The organism is Pantoea sp. SGAir0183 (assembly GCF_043545505.1).
This window is the reverse complement of the sequence record NZ_CP028053.1, coordinates 3,477,626-3,495,937: the sequence shown is the minus strand read 5'-3', so window position 1 is coordinate 3,495,937 and position 18,312 is coordinate 3,477,626. Positions and strand designations below refer to the sequence as shown.

Annotated in this window: 15 protein-coding genes; 11 read left to right on the top strand and 4 right to left on the bottom strand. The window is 53.6% G+C overall.

The features are described from left to right. Positions 1-174 precede the first annotated feature (174 nt). Positions 175-1,332, top strand: a complete 1,158-nt coding sequence (locus tag C1N59_RS16315; protein ID WP_039338678.1) for a CdaR family transcriptional regulator — start codon at positions 175-177, stop codon at positions 1,330-1,332. A gap of 31 nt (positions 1,333-1,363) precedes the next feature. Continuing rightward, complete coding sequence (locus C1N59_RS16310; protein WP_394549879.1) at positions 1,364-2,581, top strand: alginate lyase family protein; 1,218 nt, start codon at positions 1,364-1,366, stop codon at positions 2,579-2,581. Positions 2,582-2,654: 73 nt separating this feature from the next. Here the strand turns inward: C1N59_RS16310 and C1N59_RS16305 are convergent, their stop codons facing one another. The 4 genes from C1N59_RS16305 to map all read right to left on the bottom strand — a co-directional run bounded on the left by C1N59_RS16305 (position 2,655) and on the right by map (position 7,678). Then, a complete protein-coding gene (locus tag C1N59_RS16305; protein WP_006117754.1) occupies positions 2,655-3,047 on the bottom strand; it encodes a DUF3461 family protein in 393 nt (130 codons plus the stop codon). Positions 3,048-3,264: 217 nt separating this feature from the next. Further along, positions 3,265-4,089: a 2,3,4,5-tetrahydropyridine-2,6-dicarboxylate N-succinyltransferase gene (dapD, locus tag C1N59_RS16300; protein ID WP_033740308.1), complete on the bottom strand. Its 825-nt coding sequence runs from the start codon at positions 4,087-4,089 to the stop codon at positions 3,265-3,267. Positions 4,090-4,169: 80 nt separating this feature from the next. Then, entirely contained in the window at positions 4,170-6,818 is a 2,649-nt protein-coding gene (gene glnD, locus C1N59_RS16295) for a bifunctional uridylyltransferase/uridylyl-removing protein GlnD (RefSeq protein ID WP_039338672.1), read from the bottom strand. Between the two features lie 65 nt (positions 6,819-6,883). Continuing rightward, positions 6,884-7,678: a type I methionyl aminopeptidase gene (gene map / locus C1N59_RS16290; RefSeq protein WP_033740309.1), complete on the bottom strand. Its 795-nt coding sequence runs from the start codon at positions 7,676-7,678 to the stop codon at positions 6,884-6,886. A 316-nt stretch (positions 7,679-7,994) separates the two neighbouring features. On the opposite strand from map, the gene rpsB reads away from it, so the two are divergent. From rpsB to bamA, 9 genes are all read left to right on the top strand, one after another. Next, entirely contained in the window at positions 7,995-8,720 is a 726-nt protein-coding gene (gene rpsB, locus C1N59_RS16285) for a 30S ribosomal protein S2 (protein WP_006117758.1), read from the top strand. Positions 8,721-8,903: 183 nt separating this feature from the next. Beyond that, positions 8,904-9,755 carry a translation elongation factor Ts gene (gene tsf, locus C1N59_RS16280; protein ID WP_006117759.1) on the top strand — a complete coding sequence of 284 codons (852 nt, stop codon included), beginning with the start codon at positions 8,904-8,906 and terminating at the stop codon, positions 9,753-9,755. Between the two features lie 154 nt (positions 9,756-9,909). Continuing rightward, the gene (pyrH, locus tag C1N59_RS16275; protein WP_006117760.1) at positions 9,910-10,635 is read left to right on the top strand and encodes a UMP kinase; all 726 of its coding nucleotides are present in this window, start codon (positions 9,910-9,912) and stop codon (positions 10,633-10,635) included. Positions 10,636-10,778: 143 nt separating this feature from the next. After that, the gene (gene frr / locus C1N59_RS16270) at positions 10,779-11,336 is read left to right on the top strand and encodes a ribosome recycling factor (protein WP_006117761.1); all 558 of its coding nucleotides are present in this window, start codon (positions 10,779-10,781) and stop codon (positions 11,334-11,336) included. Positions 11,337-11,446: 110 nt separating this feature from the next. Then, on the top strand, positions 11,447-12,643 hold the full coding sequence (gene ispC, locus C1N59_RS16265; RefSeq protein ID WP_006117762.1) for a 1-deoxy-D-xylulose-5-phosphate reductoisomerase: 1,197 nt from the start codon (positions 11,447-11,449) through the stop codon (positions 12,641-12,643). Between the two features lie 177 nt (positions 12,644-12,820). After that, the gene (gene ispU, locus C1N59_RS16260) at positions 12,821-13,573 is read left to right on the top strand and encodes a (2E,6E)-farnesyl-diphosphate-specific ditrans,polycis-undecaprenyl-diphosphate synthase (RefSeq protein WP_006117763.1); all 753 of its coding nucleotides are present in this window, start codon (positions 12,821-12,823) and stop codon (positions 13,571-13,573) included. Positions 13,574-13,591: 18 nt separating this feature from the next. Further along, the gene (gene cdsA / locus C1N59_RS16255; RefSeq protein WP_054634468.1) at positions 13,592-14,449 is read left to right on the top strand and encodes a phosphatidate cytidylyltransferase; all 858 of its coding nucleotides are present in this window, start codon (positions 13,592-13,594) and stop codon (positions 14,447-14,449) included. A gap of 12 nt (positions 14,450-14,461) precedes the next feature. Further along, positions 14,462-15,811: a sigma E protease regulator RseP gene (rseP, locus tag C1N59_RS16250; RefSeq protein ID WP_033740312.1), complete on the top strand. Its 1,350-nt coding sequence runs from the start codon at positions 14,462-14,464 to the stop codon at positions 15,809-15,811. Between the two features lie 51 nt (positions 15,812-15,862). Beyond that, on the top strand, positions 15,863-18,274 hold the full coding sequence (gene bamA, locus C1N59_RS16245; protein WP_033740313.1) for an outer membrane protein assembly factor BamA: 2,412 nt from the start codon (positions 15,863-15,865) through the stop codon (positions 18,272-18,274). The last annotated feature ends 38 nt before the right edge of the window (positions 18,275-18,312 follow it).

Here is an 18,312-nt window from a genome sequence, read left to right as displayed (position 1 = left end):
CAGGCAGGGGTTTATCAGGCGGACTTCGGTCCGCCTTTTTTATGGCGACGCGCACAAATGTGATGGTCGCCGCATTTCTGTTAATGCCTGCCAGGCCTTGTGCAGATGCACAATGTTCTCCCGGTATCGCGCGTCTATGCTGTTTTCCCCCTCTTTATGACTCAGGAGTACAGGATGGCAACCTGTCATCTCGACGCACGACTGGCGCAGGAAATTGTCGCGCGCACTATGAAAATCATTGATGGCAATGTCAACGTTATGGATGCACGCGGACGGATTATTGGCAGCGGTGACCGGGAGCGCATCGGCGAATTACATGAGGGTGCATTGTTAGTGCTGTCTCAGGGACGTATTGTGGATATTGACGATGCGGTGGCCCGGCATCTGCATGGAGTCAGGCCGGGAATTAATCTGCCGTTGCGTATCGACGGGATGATTGTTGGAGTGATTGGTCTGACGGGCGAGCCGGGTGCGCTGCGTCACTATGGTGAATTAGTCTGTATGGCCGCAGAGATGATGCTGGAGCAGGCGCGGCTGTTGCATATGCTGGCGCAGGACAGCCGTCTGCGGGAAGAGTTGGTGCTCAATCTCATTCGCAGTGACGCGATCTCCCCGCAACTCACCGAATGGGCGCAGCGCCTCGGCATCGATCTTAATCAGCCCCGAATCGTGGCGGTGATCGAAGTGGACAGCGGGCAGCTTGGCGTTGACAGCGCGATGTCAGAATTACAGCAGTTGCAGACGTTATTGACGACACCGGCGCGGGATAACCTGATTGCCATCGTCTCACTAACCGAAATGGTCGTGCTGAAACCGGCATTAAATGCACACGGACGTTATGATCAACACGATCACCGCAGGCGGGTCGAACAGCTCATGCAGCGCATGAAGGAAAGTGGTCATCTGCGCATGCGTATTGCGCTGGGCAATTTCTTTACGGGCATGGGCAGCATTGCACGTTCATATCGTACTGCGCGAACAACGATGGCGGTGGGAAAGCAGCGTATGCCCGAGGTTCGCAGCTATTTTTATCAGGATTTGATGCTGCCGGTCCTGCTCGACAGCTTACGGGGTGGCTGGCAGTCAAATGAACTGGCGCGTCCGCTGGAAAAGCTAAAAAGCATGGACAGCAACGGTTTGCTGCGACGCACGCTGAGTGCCTGGTTCAGCAACAACGTGCAGCCCGGCGCGACGTCGCGTGCGCTTTTTATTCATCGAAATACCCTGGAATACCGTTTAAATCGTATTGCTGAATTGACGGGACTCAACCTGGGCAAGGTCGACGATCGCCTGCTGTTGTACATCGCGATCCAACTGGATGAGCAGGGCTGACAGGGCCCGAAAAAACGAAGAGGACAGACTGATGCGCGCACTGAGTTGGGGATGTGGCTTACTGATACTTGCGTTCACCTGCCAGGCGGCGGCGGCGGACACGCTGATTTTTCTCTCGACAAAGGCTTTGCTCACTACACGGCAGACCATCCAGAATCAGCAGGCAAGCCCACGTACGCAGCAAGCCTGGCAACAGCTGAAACAGCAGGCGGATAAGGCGCTTAAGCAGCCCGATCCCAGCGTCATGGACAAAGGTCTGGTGCCCCCCAGCGGCTCGCGACACGATTATCTCAGCCTGAGCGCGTACTGGTGGCCGGACGCCCGGCAGAAAACGGGGCTTCCGTGGAGCCGTCGGGATGGCGAGGTGAATCCCGACACAAAAAACAACCAAACAGACGGGCTGCGTTTTGCGCGTTTTAGTGCCGATGTGCAGGCACTGACGCTGGCCTGGTTCTTTTCGGGCGATGTACGCTATGCCAGTAAAGCCCAATCGATGATCCGTCACTGGTTTATCGATCCCGCCAGCCGCATGAATCCCAACCTTAACTTTGCGCAAGGCGTGCCGGGCATCAGCACGGGTCGGCACGATGGCGTACTGGATGGGCGTTATTTTGCCACCCGTATTGTTGATGCGTTGATATTGCTGCGTCAGTCACCCGGCTGGCGTGCAGACGACGAGGCCGCGCTGCAGCGCTGGTTCCACGACTACCTTACCTGGCTGCAAACCAGTAAGCTGGCGCGCCAGGAGCGGCATGCGGCCAACAATCACGGCAGTTGGTATTGTGTTCAGGTGGCCGGGATTGCCGCTTACCTGCATAACGATGCCGTTATGAGGGACATGATGGCGCTGGCTAAAACGAAGATCGGTGGGCAGATAGCGCGTGATGGCACGCAGCCGCTTGAACTGGCCCGCACCCGCTCTTTTCACTACAGTTTTTTTAATTTACAGGCGCTGACTGCGATAGCGGCCTTGTCGTCTCAGCGCGGTGGGGACGATCTCTGGCACTACTCTGACAAACAGGGCGGCTCGCTGCTGGCTGCGTTGGATTATATGGCACCGTTTAGTGATTCTGCGCGCCGCTGGCCGTGGAAGACGCGCGACCGTAACAGCGGGCGCGTCATTCCCCTGCTTATGCTGGCGGATAATGCGCTGGGTTCTGCACGCTATCAATCCTGGATTGACCGGTTTGACTGGCGTGAGGCGACTGAAGATGTCTTGCGTGAAGGGGCGTTGCTGCGACAGGAGTAGCAGGCCATAAAAAAGGCCCGCCGCACAAAGTGACGCTCACTCAGGACGGCAGGCTATAGTGCGTTTGAAAGGATTAACGGCCGCTGCGGGTCAGTTTTTCCAGATCGGATTCAATTTCCGCGATCTTGTGTGACACCACGCCTTCCAGATGACGCAGATCGTCCAGAATTTTACGTTTCAGATCGACTTCAACCTGATCGCGCTGACAAATTTGATCCAGCTCATCAATGACATAACGCAGGTTAGGGCTGATTTCCTGCACTTCACGGTAGCCCTGCGACGCATTATCGGCGACGACCGTTTTACGCTGACGAGGATATTTAAATTTCACGCTTTTAGCGAAAAATTCGCCTTTATCTTTGCGGAAATAAATTTTCAAAATATCGTTATTCGCTTCCTGACGCAGGCTGTAGCGATCGATGTCGTCGGGGTTACTAATGCCTAAGCTCTTAATATTGTCATACATAACGTTTTTTCCACCAAATGATAAGCGCGCAGAATTGTTCATGACTTAATGACTGTAGACATAAATAACATGAATCAGTGCGCAACAGGATTTAACTGGCGCGAATTATGACCTGGATGAAAAGTAAACGCACCCGTTGGTTCGCGTTGAAAAACAACATTACCCGTAACAGCTGTAAACAAAAGATGACGGGCTGTCAGGCAGCCCGTCCACAAGCTTAGTCGATCGTGCGCAGCAATTCATTAATGCCGGTTTTGGCCAGTGTTTTGGCATCCACTTTTTTCACGATAACCGCGCAATACAGGCTGTAGCTCCCATCTTTTGACGGCAGATTACCCGAGACGACGACCGATCCGGCAGGTACGCGTCCGTAATGAATTTCACCGGTTTCGCGGTCATAAATTTTGGTGCTTTGACCAATATAAACGCCCATTGAAATAACGGAACCTTCTTCAACAATCACGCCTTCAACAATTTCAGAACGTGCGCCGATGAAGCAGTTATCTTCAATAATGGTCGGATTAGCCTGCAGGGGCTCAAGCACCCCACCGATGCCTACGCCACCAGATAAGTGGACATTTTTACCAATTTGCGCACAGGAGCCCACGGTGGCCCAGGTGTCCACCATCGTTCCTTCGTCAACAAAGGCACCGATGTTCACATAGGAAGGCATCAACACGGTATTACGTGCAATAAAGGCACCTTTACGCACGGCGGCGGGCGGTACGACGCGGAAACCGGCGGCTTTGAAGCGCGCATCGTCCCAGTCAGCGAATTTCATTGGCACTTTGTCGTAAAAGCGTGTTTCTGCGCCTTCCATGACCTGATTGTCATTGATGCGGAAAGAGAGCAGAACGGCTTTTTTCAGCCACTGATGCGTTACCCATTCACCGTCGATTTTTTCAGAAACGCGCAGCTCACCGCTGTCCAGTTTGGCGATAACCTGATTAATCGCGTCGCGGGTTTCAGTATCCACACTGGTCGGGGTGATATCAGCGCGACGTTCGAAGGCAGATTCAATAACACTCTGTAACTGTTGCATATTTTTTCCTGATCTGTCATTTGTGGTGCCGGTCAGCGACCAGCACAGGTAAAAAGTGAAAGTTCACAAATTGAAGCGGGTCACACTTTATCGTTTGGATTAAGGGCCTCTGTCAACCGTTGTTGCAGGGTCTGGCGCATTTCCTCATCCAGTGCCCGGCGTTCGCTATTGGCCAGAATAAACAAATCTTCGACACGTTCTCCAATGGTACTGATGCGCGCGCCATGCAGTGATACGCCGAGATCGGCAAACACCTCGCCGACGCGCGCCAGCAAGCCCGGCTGATCGAGCGCCACCAGTTCCAGATAACTCCGGCGATCGGTATGCGTCGGCAGAAAGTTTACTTCGGTATCCACGCTGAAATGGCGGAGTCGGGCAGCCTGACGGCGGGTACGTGGCGGCACCCAGTCTGACTGCGTAATCGCCTGTTCCAGCGCCTGAATGATCAGCGCATGACGATCGGGAGCCAGCGGGCTGCCATCCGGCTCCAGCACGATAAACGTATCCATCGCCATACCATCGCGGCTGGTAAAAATCTGCGCATCATGCACGCTGAGATTGCGGCGATCCAGCTCACCGGCCACGGCGGCAAACAGGTGGGGCCGGTCCGGGCTCCAGATAAAAATTTCTGTACCGCCTCGTGTAGCCTGTGGGCTTACCAGCACCAACGGTTTACGCAGATCGTGTTCCAGTAAATGGCGCGCATGCCAGGCGATCTGATTCGGCGTATGACGCAGGAAGTAGTCGGCACGGCACCGGTTCCAGATGTGGTGCAGGCGGGCTTCATCAATGTTGTCCATGCGCAACAGTGCCAGCGCCTGTAAACGGTGATGACGGACACGCTCACGGAGATCCGGGCTGTTCTCCATGCCGCGGCGCAGCTGTTTTTCAGTGGCAAAGAACAGTTCTCGCAGCAGGCTTTGCTTCCAGCTGTTCCACAAGCTTTCATTAGTGGCGCAGATGTCGGCAACGGTCAGGCAAACCAGATAACGCAGCCGGTTCTCGTTCTGCATGACTTCGGCAAACTGTTGAATGACCGTAGGATCCTGAATGTCGCGGCGCTGCGCGGTAACTGACATCAGCAGATGATGACGAACCAGCCAGGCCACTAACTGGGTTTCACGTGAGTTAAGACCGTGCATCTCCGCAAACGCCAGCGCGTCCTGCGCACCCAGCACGGAGTGATCGCCGTTACGCCCTTTCGCGATGTCGTGTAACAGCGCAGCCATTAACAGTAATTCCTGTTGTGGCAGGCGAGGCCAGAGTTCAACGCACAACGGATGTTGCGGGCGCGTTGCTTCATTGGCAAAGCTCTCCAGTTTCTGCAACACCCGGATAGTGTGCTCATCGACGGTATAAGCATGAAATAAATCAAACTGCATCTGCCCGACAATGTGGCCCCAGAGCGGCGTATAGGCCCAGAGCACGCTGTGGCGATGCATCGGGACCAGCGCGCGACTGACCGCACCGGGATGACGCAGAATCGACATAAACAGGCGACGCGCTTCAGGTAACTGGCATAAGGGTTGCTCAAGATGACGTCGTGTATGGCGCAGGCGGCGCAGTGTAGTGGAGTAGATCCCTTTGATGTTTTCATTGCGTACCATGACATAGAACATACGCAAGATTGCCTGGGGTTCCCGATCAAACAGGGTTTCATCACGCAGATCGATCAGGTTACCGCGCAGCTGGAAATCGTCATCAATGGCATAGGGTTTTTCATTGGTGGAGAGCGCCAGAATGGCCTCATCGAACAGTTGCAACAGCATCTGGTTAAGCTCACCGATGCGCCGCGTGACGCGGTAAAAATCTTTCATCATGCGTTCGACCGGTTCGTTGCCTTCTCCCTCATAATTCAGGCGCCGGGCAACGCTGAGCTGGCGGTCAAACAGCAGGCGGTTATCGTACCGTGGCAGAGACAGGTGCAGGGCAAAGCGAATGCGCCAGAGAAACGCCTGGCACTCATTCAGCTCGCTGCGCTCTGCGTCCGTCAGGAAACCAAAGCCTGACATCTCATCCAGCGTGGTCGCGCCAAAGTGGCGACGGGCAACCCATTGTAAGGTATGAATGTCACGTAACCCGCCGGGGCTGCTTTTGATATCCGGTTCCAGGTTATAGCTGGTACCGTGATAACGTGTATGGCGTTCCTGCTGCTCGTCGATTTTGGCGGCAAAAAAGCGGGATGATGGCCAGAAGCCATCGCTGAAGACATTTTTTTGTAATTCCAGAAACAGCGCGACATCGCCGGTCAGCATTCGGGCTTCAATCAGATTGGTCGCCACGGTCAGATCGGACAGCCCTTCCAGCAGGCACTCTTCGAGGCTACGTACACTGTGGCCGACCTCCAGCTTGAGATCCCACATCAGCGTCAGTAGCGCGCTGGCGCTCTGCGCCGCCTGCTCATCCAGCGGCTGACGGCTGAGAATTAAGATATCGATATCGGAAAGGGGATGCAGTTCACCGCGACCGTAACCGCCGACGGCGACAAGCGTGATGGCTTTCATGCTGTCGAAGCCAAAAAAACGCCACAAACGGCGCAGCAGGCGATCGATAAACAGCGTTCGGGCGTGAATCAGATCTTCGACAGGCTCACCGGCATCAAACGCCGCCGCCAGGTGCTGCTGGAAGCCCTCCAGACGTTGCTTTAAGACGTCGCGTGTCAGCGTATCGTCTTGCCACTCGCCAGGGGAATCATTCAGGCCGTTTTTCACTTCTTGCGACAGGCTCATGCAACGCTCTCATCATTAACCATAAAAAAACCGGCAGAGCGCCGGCTTTTTTATTCGTGGTGGAATTACTCCTGGTTAACTAACACCGCAGGCAGGGTGTCGTCTTTTCGCAGGGTTAAAATCTCACAGCCGTTATCCGTCACCACAATAGTATGCTCGTACTGCGCCGACAAGCTGCGATCTTTGGTTTTCACCGTCCAGCCGTCTTTCATGGTACGAATGCGGTAATCACCGGCGTTTACCATCGGTTCAACGGTAAAGGTCATTCCTGCCTGCAGGACCACTCCGCCGTCATCCGCGTCGTAATGCAGCACCTGAGGCTCTTCATGGAAGCCTTTGCCAATGCCGTGACCGCAGTATTCCCGCACGACAGAGAAGTCATTCGCTTCGACGTATTTTTGAATCGCGCGGCCCAGCTCGCGCAGCCGAATGCCCGGCTTAACTAAACGCAGTGACAGATAAAGGCTTTCCTGCGTCACGCGGCACAGACGTTCGCCCTGAATGGTGGGTTTACCCACGATAAACATTTTGGACGTATCGCCATGGTAATCGTCTTTAATCACGGTCACGTCAATGTTAACGATATCCCCGTCTTTTAACGGGCGATCGTCACTGGGGATGCCATGGCAAACCACTTCATTCACTGAGATACAGACAGATTTAGGAAAACCGTGGTAACCCAGGCAGGCAGACACCGCCTGCTGCTTCTCGGTAATGTGCGCATGACAAAGGCGATCCAGTTCGCCCGTCGTCACGCCAGGCTGCACGTGCGGTTCGATCATTTCAAGCACTTCCGCAGCCAGCCGACCTGCGACGCGCATTTTTTCGATTTCTTCGGGAGTTTTTATTGAGATTGCCATTAAATTATTCCGCTGTTGCTGAAATTTTCAGCAATAATGAACGCTGTGCTGTCATGTTAACAGCAAGCCAAAAGGGCTGCCAAACGGAGAACGCATCGCGCGCCATAAGCGAACAATTATTGGCGTCCAGAGCCTGATTGTGGTATAAAGCGCGCCGACGATTCTCTGTGGGCTGCAAGGTCAACGGGAACCGCAATAATCTCACTATGTGTACTAAAACACACATGTATCGACACATACGCCGGGGTGCCTTGAAAGAGGTCGGTTGTATGGGATACATGGAGGCCCAACCCCAATTAAACTAGAGGTAGTAATCATGGCAACTGTTTCCATGCGCGATATGCTCAAGGCTGGTGTTCACTTCGGTCACCAGACCCGTTACTGGTGCCCAAAAATGAAGCCATTCATTTTCGGTGCGCGTAACAAAGTTCACATCATCAACCTTGAGAAAACCGTACCAATGTTCAACGAAGCTCTGGCTGAGTTGACCAAAATCTCTTCCCGTAAAGGTAAGATTCTGTTCGTTGGTACCAAGCGCGCTGCTGCCGAAGCGGTAAAAGAGTCTGCACTGAGCTGCGACCAGTTCTTCGTAAACCACCGCTGGTTGGGTGGTATGCTGACTAACTGGAAAACCGTTCGTCAGTCTATCAAACGTCTGAAAGAGCTTGAGACCCAGTCTCAGGACGGCACTTTCGACAAACTGACCAAGAAAGAAGCGCTGATGCGCGCTCGTGAGCTGGCCAAGCTGGAAAACAGCCTGGGCGGTATCAAAGACATGGGCGGTTTGCCGGATGCACTGTTTGTTGTCGATGCTGACCACGAACACATCGCAATCAAAGAAGCAAACAACCTGGGCATCCCAGTATTTGCTATCGTTGATACTAACTCTGATCCGGATGGCGTTGATTACGTTATCCCAGGTAACGACGATGCGATCCGTGCTATCAACCTGTACCTGACTGCCGTTGCGACTACCGTTCGCGAAGGCCGTTCTCAGGATCTGGCTGAGCAGGCTGAAGAAGCGTCTTTAGAAAACGCTTAATTAAGGTTTGCTCTGTAGAAGAGCCCTTAGCATTCAGATGTGATCTGTAAGGGGCCAAACATGGCCCCTTTATTTTATCCAAGTCTGTAACGCCCCTGTTCAGGTCGGCGGGACAGAGTAAATTTTCCGCAAATAAGTACCTGTTGATGCACCCGTGCTCAGGTACGAACCGAGGATTCTGGAATGGCTGAAATTACCGCTGCACTGGTAAAAGAACTGCGTGAGCGTACTGGCGCAGGCATGATGGACTGCAAAAAAGCGCTGACTGAAGCGAGCGGCGACATCGAGCTGGCGATTGAAAACATGCGCAAGTCTGGCGCAATCAAAGCAGCGAAAAAAGCAGGTAACGTTGCTGCTGACGGCGTGATCAAAACCAAAATCGTTGGTAACTACGGTGTGATTCTGGAAGTAAACTGCCAGACTGACTTCGTTGCAAAAGATGGCGGCTTCCAGGCATTTGCTGACAAAGTGCTGGACGCGGCTGCGGCTAACCGCATCACCGACGTTGAAGCGCTGAAAGCACAGTTTGAAGAAGAGCGCGTTGCACTGGTTGCCAAAATCGGTGAAAACATCAACATTCGTCGCGTTGCAGTGCTGGAAGGCGAAGAGCTGGGCAGCTACCTGCACGGCGCACGTATCGGCGTTCTGGTTTCAGCGAAAGGCGCTAACGAAGATCTGATCAAACAGATCGCGATGCACGTTGCGGCAAGCAAGCCTGAGTTTGTTAAGCCAGAAGACGTTTCTGCCGAAGTGGTTGAGAAAGAGTACCAGGTTCAGCTGGATATCGCGATGCAGTCTGGCAAGCCAAAAGAAATCGCAGAGAAAATGGTTGAAGGCCGCATGAAGAAATTCACCGGTGAAGTTTCTCTGACCGGTCAGGCATTCGTTATCGATCCAGCCAAAACCGTTGGCCAGGCGCTGAAAGAGCAGGGCGCTGACGTGATCAACTTCATCCGCTTCGAAGTGGGCGAAGGCATCGAGAAAGTTGAGACTGATTTTGCTGCTGAAGTTGCAGCGATGTCCAAACAGTCTTAATGATCTGAAAGAACCGCCAGATGGCGGTTCTTTTTTGTCTGCCACAGGCAAAAGATACGTTTTCAGTTTCATCCCAATAGCAATTCTTTTGCTGTAAGCGGATGATTGATCGGAATTACTTCTCACTCATCATATCTTCCAGGAAGAACTGACCATGGCGACCAACGCAAAACCTGTTTATCAACGTATCCTGCTAAAACTCAGCGGTGAAGCACTGCAAGGTGCAGAAGGTTTTGGTATCGACGCGAGTGTGCTTGACCGCATGGCTCAGGAAGTTAAAGAGCTGGTCGAACTGGGTATCCAGGTGGGCGTTGTGATTGGCGGGGGCAACCTGTTCCGTGGAGCGGGTCTGGCACAGGCGGGCATGAACCGCGTTGTCGGCGACCACATGGGGATGCTGGCCACCGTAATGAATGGCCTGGCAATGCGTGATGCGCTGCATCGTGCCTATGTTAACGCCCGTCTGATGTCGGCCATTCCCCTGAACGGCGTGTGCGACAACTACAGCTGGGCAGAAGCCATCAGCCTGTTACGCAATAACCGCGTTGTCATCTTCTCCGCAGGTACCGGTAACCCCTTCTTTACGACGGATTCTGCCGCCTGTCTGCGCGGTATCGAAATCGAAGCCGATGTGGTGTTGAAAGCCACCAAAGTTGACGGCGTTTATTCTGCGGACCCCGTGAAGCACCCCGATGCAACACTGTACGAAAAACTGACCTATGCGGAAGTGCTGGATCAAGAGCTAAAAGTGATGGATCTCGCCGCGTTTACGCTGGCGCGCGATCACAAACTGCCTATCCGCGTTTTCAACATGAACAAGCCTGGCGCATTGCGTCGCGTAGTGATGGGTGAAAAAGAAGGCACCCTGATTACGCATTAATACCCGAGGCGAGATAAAATAGGGTATATTCTGTCAGTGCGGCGCGGTATTGCCGCACGCCATTCAGGATTATCGATGCTTATCGATCCCGCTTCCGGTAATGCCGGAACTGGCCAGGTCAAACCGAATCCAAGGGTTTTAACGTGATTAACGACATTAAAAAAGATGCTGATACGCGCATGGATAAATGCGTGGAAGCATTCAAAACCACTATCAGCAAGGTGCGCACAGGTCGTGCTTCACCTTCACTGCTCGACGGCATCATCGTTGAATATTACGGCACGCCGACGCCACTGCGTCAGCTGGCTTCCGTCACTGTTGAAGATTCCCGCACGCTGAAAATCAACGTGTTTGATCGCTCTCTCGGCCCGGCCGTTGAAAAAGCGATTATGGCGTCTGATCTTGGGCTGAATCCCAGCTCTGCCGGTTCGGACATTCGTGTTCCGCTGCCTGCACTGACCGAAGAACGTCGTAAAGACCTGATTAAAATCGTGCGCGGCGAAGCCGAGCAGGGCCGTGTGTCGGTACGTAACGTCCGTCGCGATGCCAACGATAAGATCAAAGCGCTGCTGAAAGATAAAGAGATCAGCGAAGACGACGAACGTCGCGCGCAGGATGAAATCCAGAAAATGACCGATGCGCACATCAAGAAAGTCGATGCAGCATTGGCCGAAAAAGAAACGGAGCTGATGGATTTCTAATTCCATCTTCGCCGACGAAAACGCCGTACAGGGAGGCCTTCTGACTGAATGCCATCTCTGGCGGCGTTTTACGTTGTGCCCCACGCTTTTACCGATACAGGGACAGCATTATGAAGCGATTAACTCTGCTGGGTTCGACCGGATCAATCGGCACCAGCACGCTGGCCGTTGTTAAAGCCAATCCGGCGCTTTACCAGGTCACGGCGCTGGTGGCGGGCAAAAATGTAGCCCTGATGGCAGAACAGTGTGCACAGTTTCAACCGCGCTACGCCGCCATGGCAGATGAAGACGCTGCCGCCGCGCTACGTGAGCGACTGAGAGCATTGAAGATCAGGACTGAAGTGCTCTCCGGCGTTCAGGCAGCCTGTGAACTGGCCGCGCTGGATGAGGTTGACCAGGTGATGGCCGCAATTGTGGGTGCATCGGGGTTATTACCCACGCTGGCCGCCATTCGCGCCGGCAAAACGGTCTTGCTGGCGAACAAAGAATCGCTGGTCACCTGCGGCCGTTTATTTATGGAGGCGGTACGTCAACATAACGCGCAGTTGTTGCCGGTTGATAGCGAGCACAATGCCATTTTTCAGAGTTTGCCCGCTTCCATCCAGCATCAGTTAGGTTACGCTGACCTGCAGAATAACGGCATTGAGTCGATTATTCTTACGGGATCGGGTGGCCCTTTTCGTGACACAAATTTAGCGGATCTGAGCAATATGTCGCCAGATCAGGCTTGTGCACATCCGAACTGGACAATGGGGCGTAAAATCTCTGTTGATTCGGCCACCATGATGAATAAAGGTCTTGAATACATTGAAGCGCGCTGGCTGTTTAATGCCAGCGCAGCGCAGATGGAAGTGATTTTGCACCCACAATCGGTGATCCACTCCATGGTGCGGTATTGCGATGGCAGCGTGCTGGCCCAGTTAGGTTCGCCTGACATGCGGACACCAATCGCCCACAGTATGGCCTGGCCCGCACGTATTGAGGCTGGGGTCACACCGCTGGACTTTACCCGCATGTCGGCACTGACCTTCTCGGCACCTGATTTTGGTCGTTACCCCTGTCTCAAACTCGCGATTGATGCCTGCGAAGCCGGACAGGCAGCGACCACCACGCTCAATGCGGCCAATGAGATTGCCGTGGCGGCTTTCCTGGATAAGCAGATCCGTTTTACGGATATTGCCGCGTTGAACAGCGCAGTGCTGTCGGCGCATCACTGTCAGGAGCCGGACTCCGTGGATGCGGTCATTGACATTGACCGAAGCGCACGCGCGGCGGCAACAGAAATGTTGTCCCATTTCACGTCGTAATAACGATTACGCTGAGGCTATTTGTTCGCTTCGGGTGAAAATGTTATAGTCGCTGGCTCGCGTTTAACGGTCTGTCACCGAATTCGGTGTGGCCCGGCAGGCAATGTCGGGATTTGTACCGGGCGCAATGTATTCAGAAACCACAGCATTTCTGATGAAAGGAATTGATTACGCGTTATGTCGTCTGAAAATCACAACAACACCGATGACCAACAGGGTACCGGTCCGCGCCACGTCGCTATCATCATGGATGGCAATGGCCGCTGGGCTAAAAACCAGGGAAAACTGCGTATTTCCGGCCATAAAGCGGGCGTGAAATCAGTACGCCGCGCCGTTAGCTTTGCTGTCAATAATAATCTGGAAGCGTTAACGCTTTACGCCTTTAGCAGCGAAAACTGGAGCCGTCCTGCGCAGGAAGTGACAGCCTTAATGGAACTGTTTGTCTGGGCGCTGGATAGCGAAGTGAAGAGCCTGCATAAACACAATGTCCGCTTACGCATTATTGGCGATATCAGTCGATTCAGCCCGCGTATTCAGGAACGTGTCCGTCGGGCCGAGGCGCTGACGGAAAATAACGATCGCCTGACGTTAAACATCGCCGCTAACTACGGCGGACGTTGGGATATCATCGAAGGTGTTAAAAAGTTGGCTGAACAGGTACAGGAAGGCTTGTTACGCCCTGATCAGATAACCGAAGAGAGTCTGACGTCGCAGCTGTGTATGAACCAGCTGGCGCCAGTGGATTTAGTGATAAGGACCGGGGGAGAGCATCGGATTAGCAACTTCCTGTTGTGGCAGATTGCCTATGCGGAATTCTATTTTACTGATGTGCTCTGGCCGGATTTTGATGAACACGTTTTTGAAGGTGCACTGAATGCATTCTCTCTGCGGGAGCGACGCTTTGGCGGCGCTGCACCAGGCGGCGCCTGAGCAATCTGGGGGTAACCTTTGCTGAAGTCTCGTCTGATCACCGCGCTGATCCTTATTCCGCTGGTGATCGCTGCATTGTTCTGGTTACCGCCTGTTGGCTTTGCAATTGTTACGATTATCATTTGCATGCTTGCCGCCTGGGAATGGGGGCAGCTGTCCGGTATGGCATCGCGTCAGCAACGTATCTGGCTGGCCGTGATCTGTGGCCTTGTGCTGACGCTTATGCTCCTTACCCTTCCCCCTTACGAACATAACGCCTATCTGCCGCAGGTTACAGGCTGGCTGTGGGCTTCGCTGGCCTGGTGGACGGGCGCGCTGCTGTTGGTTCTGTTTTATCCAGCCTCTGCGACACTCTGGCGTCATTCCCGGCTTCTCCGCCTGCTGTTCGGTGTCTTAACCATTATTCCTTTCTTCTGGGGCATGATGGCGCTCCGCCAGTATCACTACGAATCTGATCATTTTGCCGGTGCATGGTGGCTGTTGTTTGTCATGTTTCTGGTCTGGGGGGCCGATTCAGGTGCCTATATGTTCGGTAAGCTGTTTGGCAGGCATAAGCTGGCCCCCAAAGTGTCACCCGGTAAAACCTGGGAAGGATTTTTGGGCGGACTGGTCTCTTCCGCGCTTATTGCTGTGCTGTTTGCCAGCTTTGCGCCGCTGACCATCCCGACGGGCACGCTGGTCATGTGTGCGGTGATGTCGACGCTCGCATCAGTCCTGGGCGATCTCACGGAAAGCATGTTTAAACGTGAAGCCGGTATCAAAGACAGCGGTAACCTGATCCCGGGACATGGCGGCATCCTCGACCGCATTGACAGCCTGACAGCAGCCGTACCGGTCTTTGCCTGCCTGTTACTGTTGGTGTTTCAGACACTCTAAGGGCAAACGACGATGTTAAGCGTAATCTGGAGTTTTGCCGCATTCATCATTGCACTGGGCATATTAATTACGGTGCATGAATTTGGCCATTTTTGGGTGGCGCGGCGCTGCGGGGTCAGAGTCGAACGTTTTTCAATCGGTTTTGGTAAAGCGTTATGGCAACGCCGTGACCGCCATGGGACCGAATTTGTTCTTGCCCTCATTCCACTTGGCGGTTACGTCAAAATGCTGGATGAGCGGGTCGAAAGCGTCCCTGCGGAACTCCGGCACCAGGCGTTTAACAATAAAGCCATCTGGCAGCGCGCCTCTATTATCGCTGCTGGTCCTGTCGCCAATTTCCTGTTCGCCATCTTTGCCTACTGGGTCGTCTTCATTCATGGCGTGCCGGGTGTGAAACCTGTGGTTGGTGAAATTCTGAACGGTTCGGTAGCGGCGGAAGCGCAAATTACACCCGGAACGGAACTTAAGGCCGTCGACGGTATCGAAACGCCTGACTGGGAAGCTGTGCGCATGGCGCTGGTCGGTAAAATCGGTGACAGCAGCACGACGCTGACAGTGGGTCGCTTTGGCGAACAAGGGACGCAGCAAAAGCACGTTGATTTGCGGAACTGGCAGTTTGAGCCTGATAAGCAGGATCCGGTGGTGGCGCTGGGGATACGTCCTCGCGGTCCACAGATCGAAACGACACTGGCTGAAGTGCAAAAGAATTCACCCGCCAGTGAAGCCGGTTTGCAAGCGGGCGACAGGATCGTTAAAGTCGATGGTCAGTTATTAACGCAATGGCAGCTTTTTGCGACTCAGGTTCGGGATAACCCCGGAAAAAGTATGGCCCTTGAGGTCGATCGCAACGGTGAAGCGGTGAAGTTGACCCTGACGCCGGAAGCGAAACCTGGAAATAAAGCGGAAGGGTTTGCGGGCGTCATTCCGCGAGTTGTTCCTCTGCCAGACGAGTACAAAACGGTAAGACAATATGGCGCGTTCCCGGCCATTGGTGAGGCCAGTGTAAAAACCTGGCAACTGATGAAGCTGACCGTCTCCATGTTGGGCAAGTTAATAACCGGTGATGTGAAGTTGAACAACCTGAGCGGCCCAATCTCGATTGCGCAAGGTGCAGGTTTGTCAGCCGAGTACGGAATGATTTACTACCTGATGTTCCTGGCGTTGATTAGCGTCAACTTAGGAATCATCAATCTGTTCCCGCTGCCGGTTTTAGATGGTGGGCACTTGCTCTTCCTGGCGATCGAAAAGATCAAAGGGGGACCGGTGTCCGATCGAGTTCAAGACTTTAGTTATCGCATCGGCTCAATACTGCTGGTGATGTTAATGGGGCTTGCACTTTTCAATGATTTCTCACGCCTGTAACCGCTGGAACGCGAGCTTGCGTGGGATGTGTTAGGAAAACGCATAATAACGATGGCGATGAAAAAGTTGCTCATAGCGTCGCTGCTGTTTAGCAGCGCCACCGTTTACGGTGCAGACGATTTCGTGGTGAAGGACATTCATTTCGAAGGGCTGCAGCGAGTCGCCGTCGGCGCGGCTCTGCTGAGCATGCCAGTTCGGGTTGGCGATACGGTGAATGACGATGACGTCAGAAATACCATTCGCTCCCTGTTCGCGACTGGCAACTTTGAGGATGTTCAGGTCCTGCGAGATGGTAATACGCTGATTGTTCAGGTTAAAGAACGTCCTACCATCGCCAGCATTACCTTCAGCGGTAACAAAGCGGTTAAGGACGATCAGCTCAAACAGAACCTTGAAGCCTCAGGTGTGCGCGTCGGCGAAGCGCTAGACCGCACCACAATCTCTTCAATCGAGAAGGGACTGGAAGACTTCTACTACAGCGTGGGTAAATATACCGCCAGCGTAAAAGCCGTTGTCACACCGCTGCCGCGTAACCGCGTCGATCTGAAACTGGTCTTTACCGAAGGTGTTTCTGCCAAAATTCAGCAGATCAACATTGTAGGTAATAAAGCCTTCAGTTCAGACGAACTCATTTCCCGTTTCCAGCTGCGTGACGAAGTGCCGTGGTGGAACGTGGTGGCTGACCGTAAATACCAGAAACAGAAACTGGCGGGTGACCTTGAAACCCTGCGCAGCTTCTATCTGGATCGCGGTTATGCCCGTTTCAATATTGATTCGACGCAGGTGAGCCTGACGCCGGATAAAAAAGGCATCTACATCACCGTTAACATCACCGAAGGCGATCAGTACAAGATTGCCGGCGTTATTGTTAACGGCAGCATGGCCGGCCATTCGGCGGAAATCGAACATCTGACCAAAATCCCGGCGGGCGAGCTGTATAACGGCGCAAAAGTCACGTCGATGGAAGATGATATCAAGAAGCTGTTAGGCCGCTACGGTTATGCCTATCCGCGCGTCGTGACGCAGCCTGAAATTAACGATGCCGATAAAACCGTTAAGTTGCATATCAACGTGGATGCGGGCAACCGCTACTACGTGCGTAAAGTGCGCTTTGAAGGTAACGACACCTCGAAAGATGCCGTACTGCGTCGCGAAATGCGCCAGATGGAAGGGGCCTGGCTGGGCAGCGATCTGGTCGATCAGGGTAAAGAGCGCCTGAACCGTACAGGTTACTTCGAAACCGTTGACGTGGATACGCAGCGTGTACCGGGCTCACCGGATCAGGTTGACGTGGTTTACAAAGTTAAAGAGCGTAACACCGGTACCTTTAACTTCGGCGTCGGCTACGGTACGGAAAGTGGCGTCAGCTTCCAGGTCGGCGTGACCCAGGATAACTGGCTGGGTACCGGGAATACCGTCGGTATCAGCGGAACCAAAAACGACTACCAGACCTATGCAGAGTTCTCCCTGACCGATCCTTACTTCACCGTTGATGGTGTGAGTCTGGGCGGCCGGGTGTTCTACAACAACTTTAAGGCCAGCGACGCCGATCTCTCCGGCTATACCAACAGAAGTTACGGTACAGACGGGACATTGGGCTTCCCAATCAATGAGAACAACTCGCTGCGCGTCGGTCTGGGTTATGTACACAACGACCTGTCGGATATGCGTCCTCAGGTTGCGATGTGGCGCTATCTGGACTCGGTTGGTAAGCCACAGCAGTTAAACCGCAATGGCGATTTCTCGGCTGACGACTTCACCTTTAACTATGGCTGGACGTATAACACGCTGGACCGCGGTTTCTTCGCGACTTCGGGTAACCGTACCAACCTGAACGGTAAGGTGACGATCCCGGGTTCCGATAATGAGTTCTACAAAGTCACCCTGGACAGCCAACAGTATGTGCCGATCAATAAAGATCACACCTGGGTTGTGCTGGGTCGTGGCCGTGTCGGCTATGGTGACGGGCTGGGCGGCAAAGAGATGCCGTTCTATGAGAACTTCTACGCCGGTGGTTCCAGTACTGTGCGTGGCTTCCAGTCCAACACCATCGGTCCGAAAGCGGCCTACCTGAATGATGGCTCATCGTACTGTAACCTGAGCGATCCTAACGGTATCTGTAAATCGAGTGATGCGGTGGGCGGTAACGCGATGGCGATTGCCAGCCTTGAGCTGATTACGCCCACGCCGTTCCTGAGTGAGAAATATTCCAACTCGGTACGTACGTCGCTGTTTGTTGACGCCGGTACCGTCTGGGATACCAAATGGCAGAACACCGCTGAAACGCGCGCTGCCGGTATTCCTGACTACAGCGATCCAAACAACATTCGCGTCTCGACCGGTGTGTCTTTACAGTGGATGTCACCGCTGGGGCCGTTAGTGTTCTCCTACGCCCAGCCGGTTAAGAAAGTGGATGGAGATAAGTCAGAGCAGTTCCAGTTTAACATTGGTAAAACCTGGTAACGTTCTGTACAGGGATGTGAAAAAAATAGCTTGCAGCT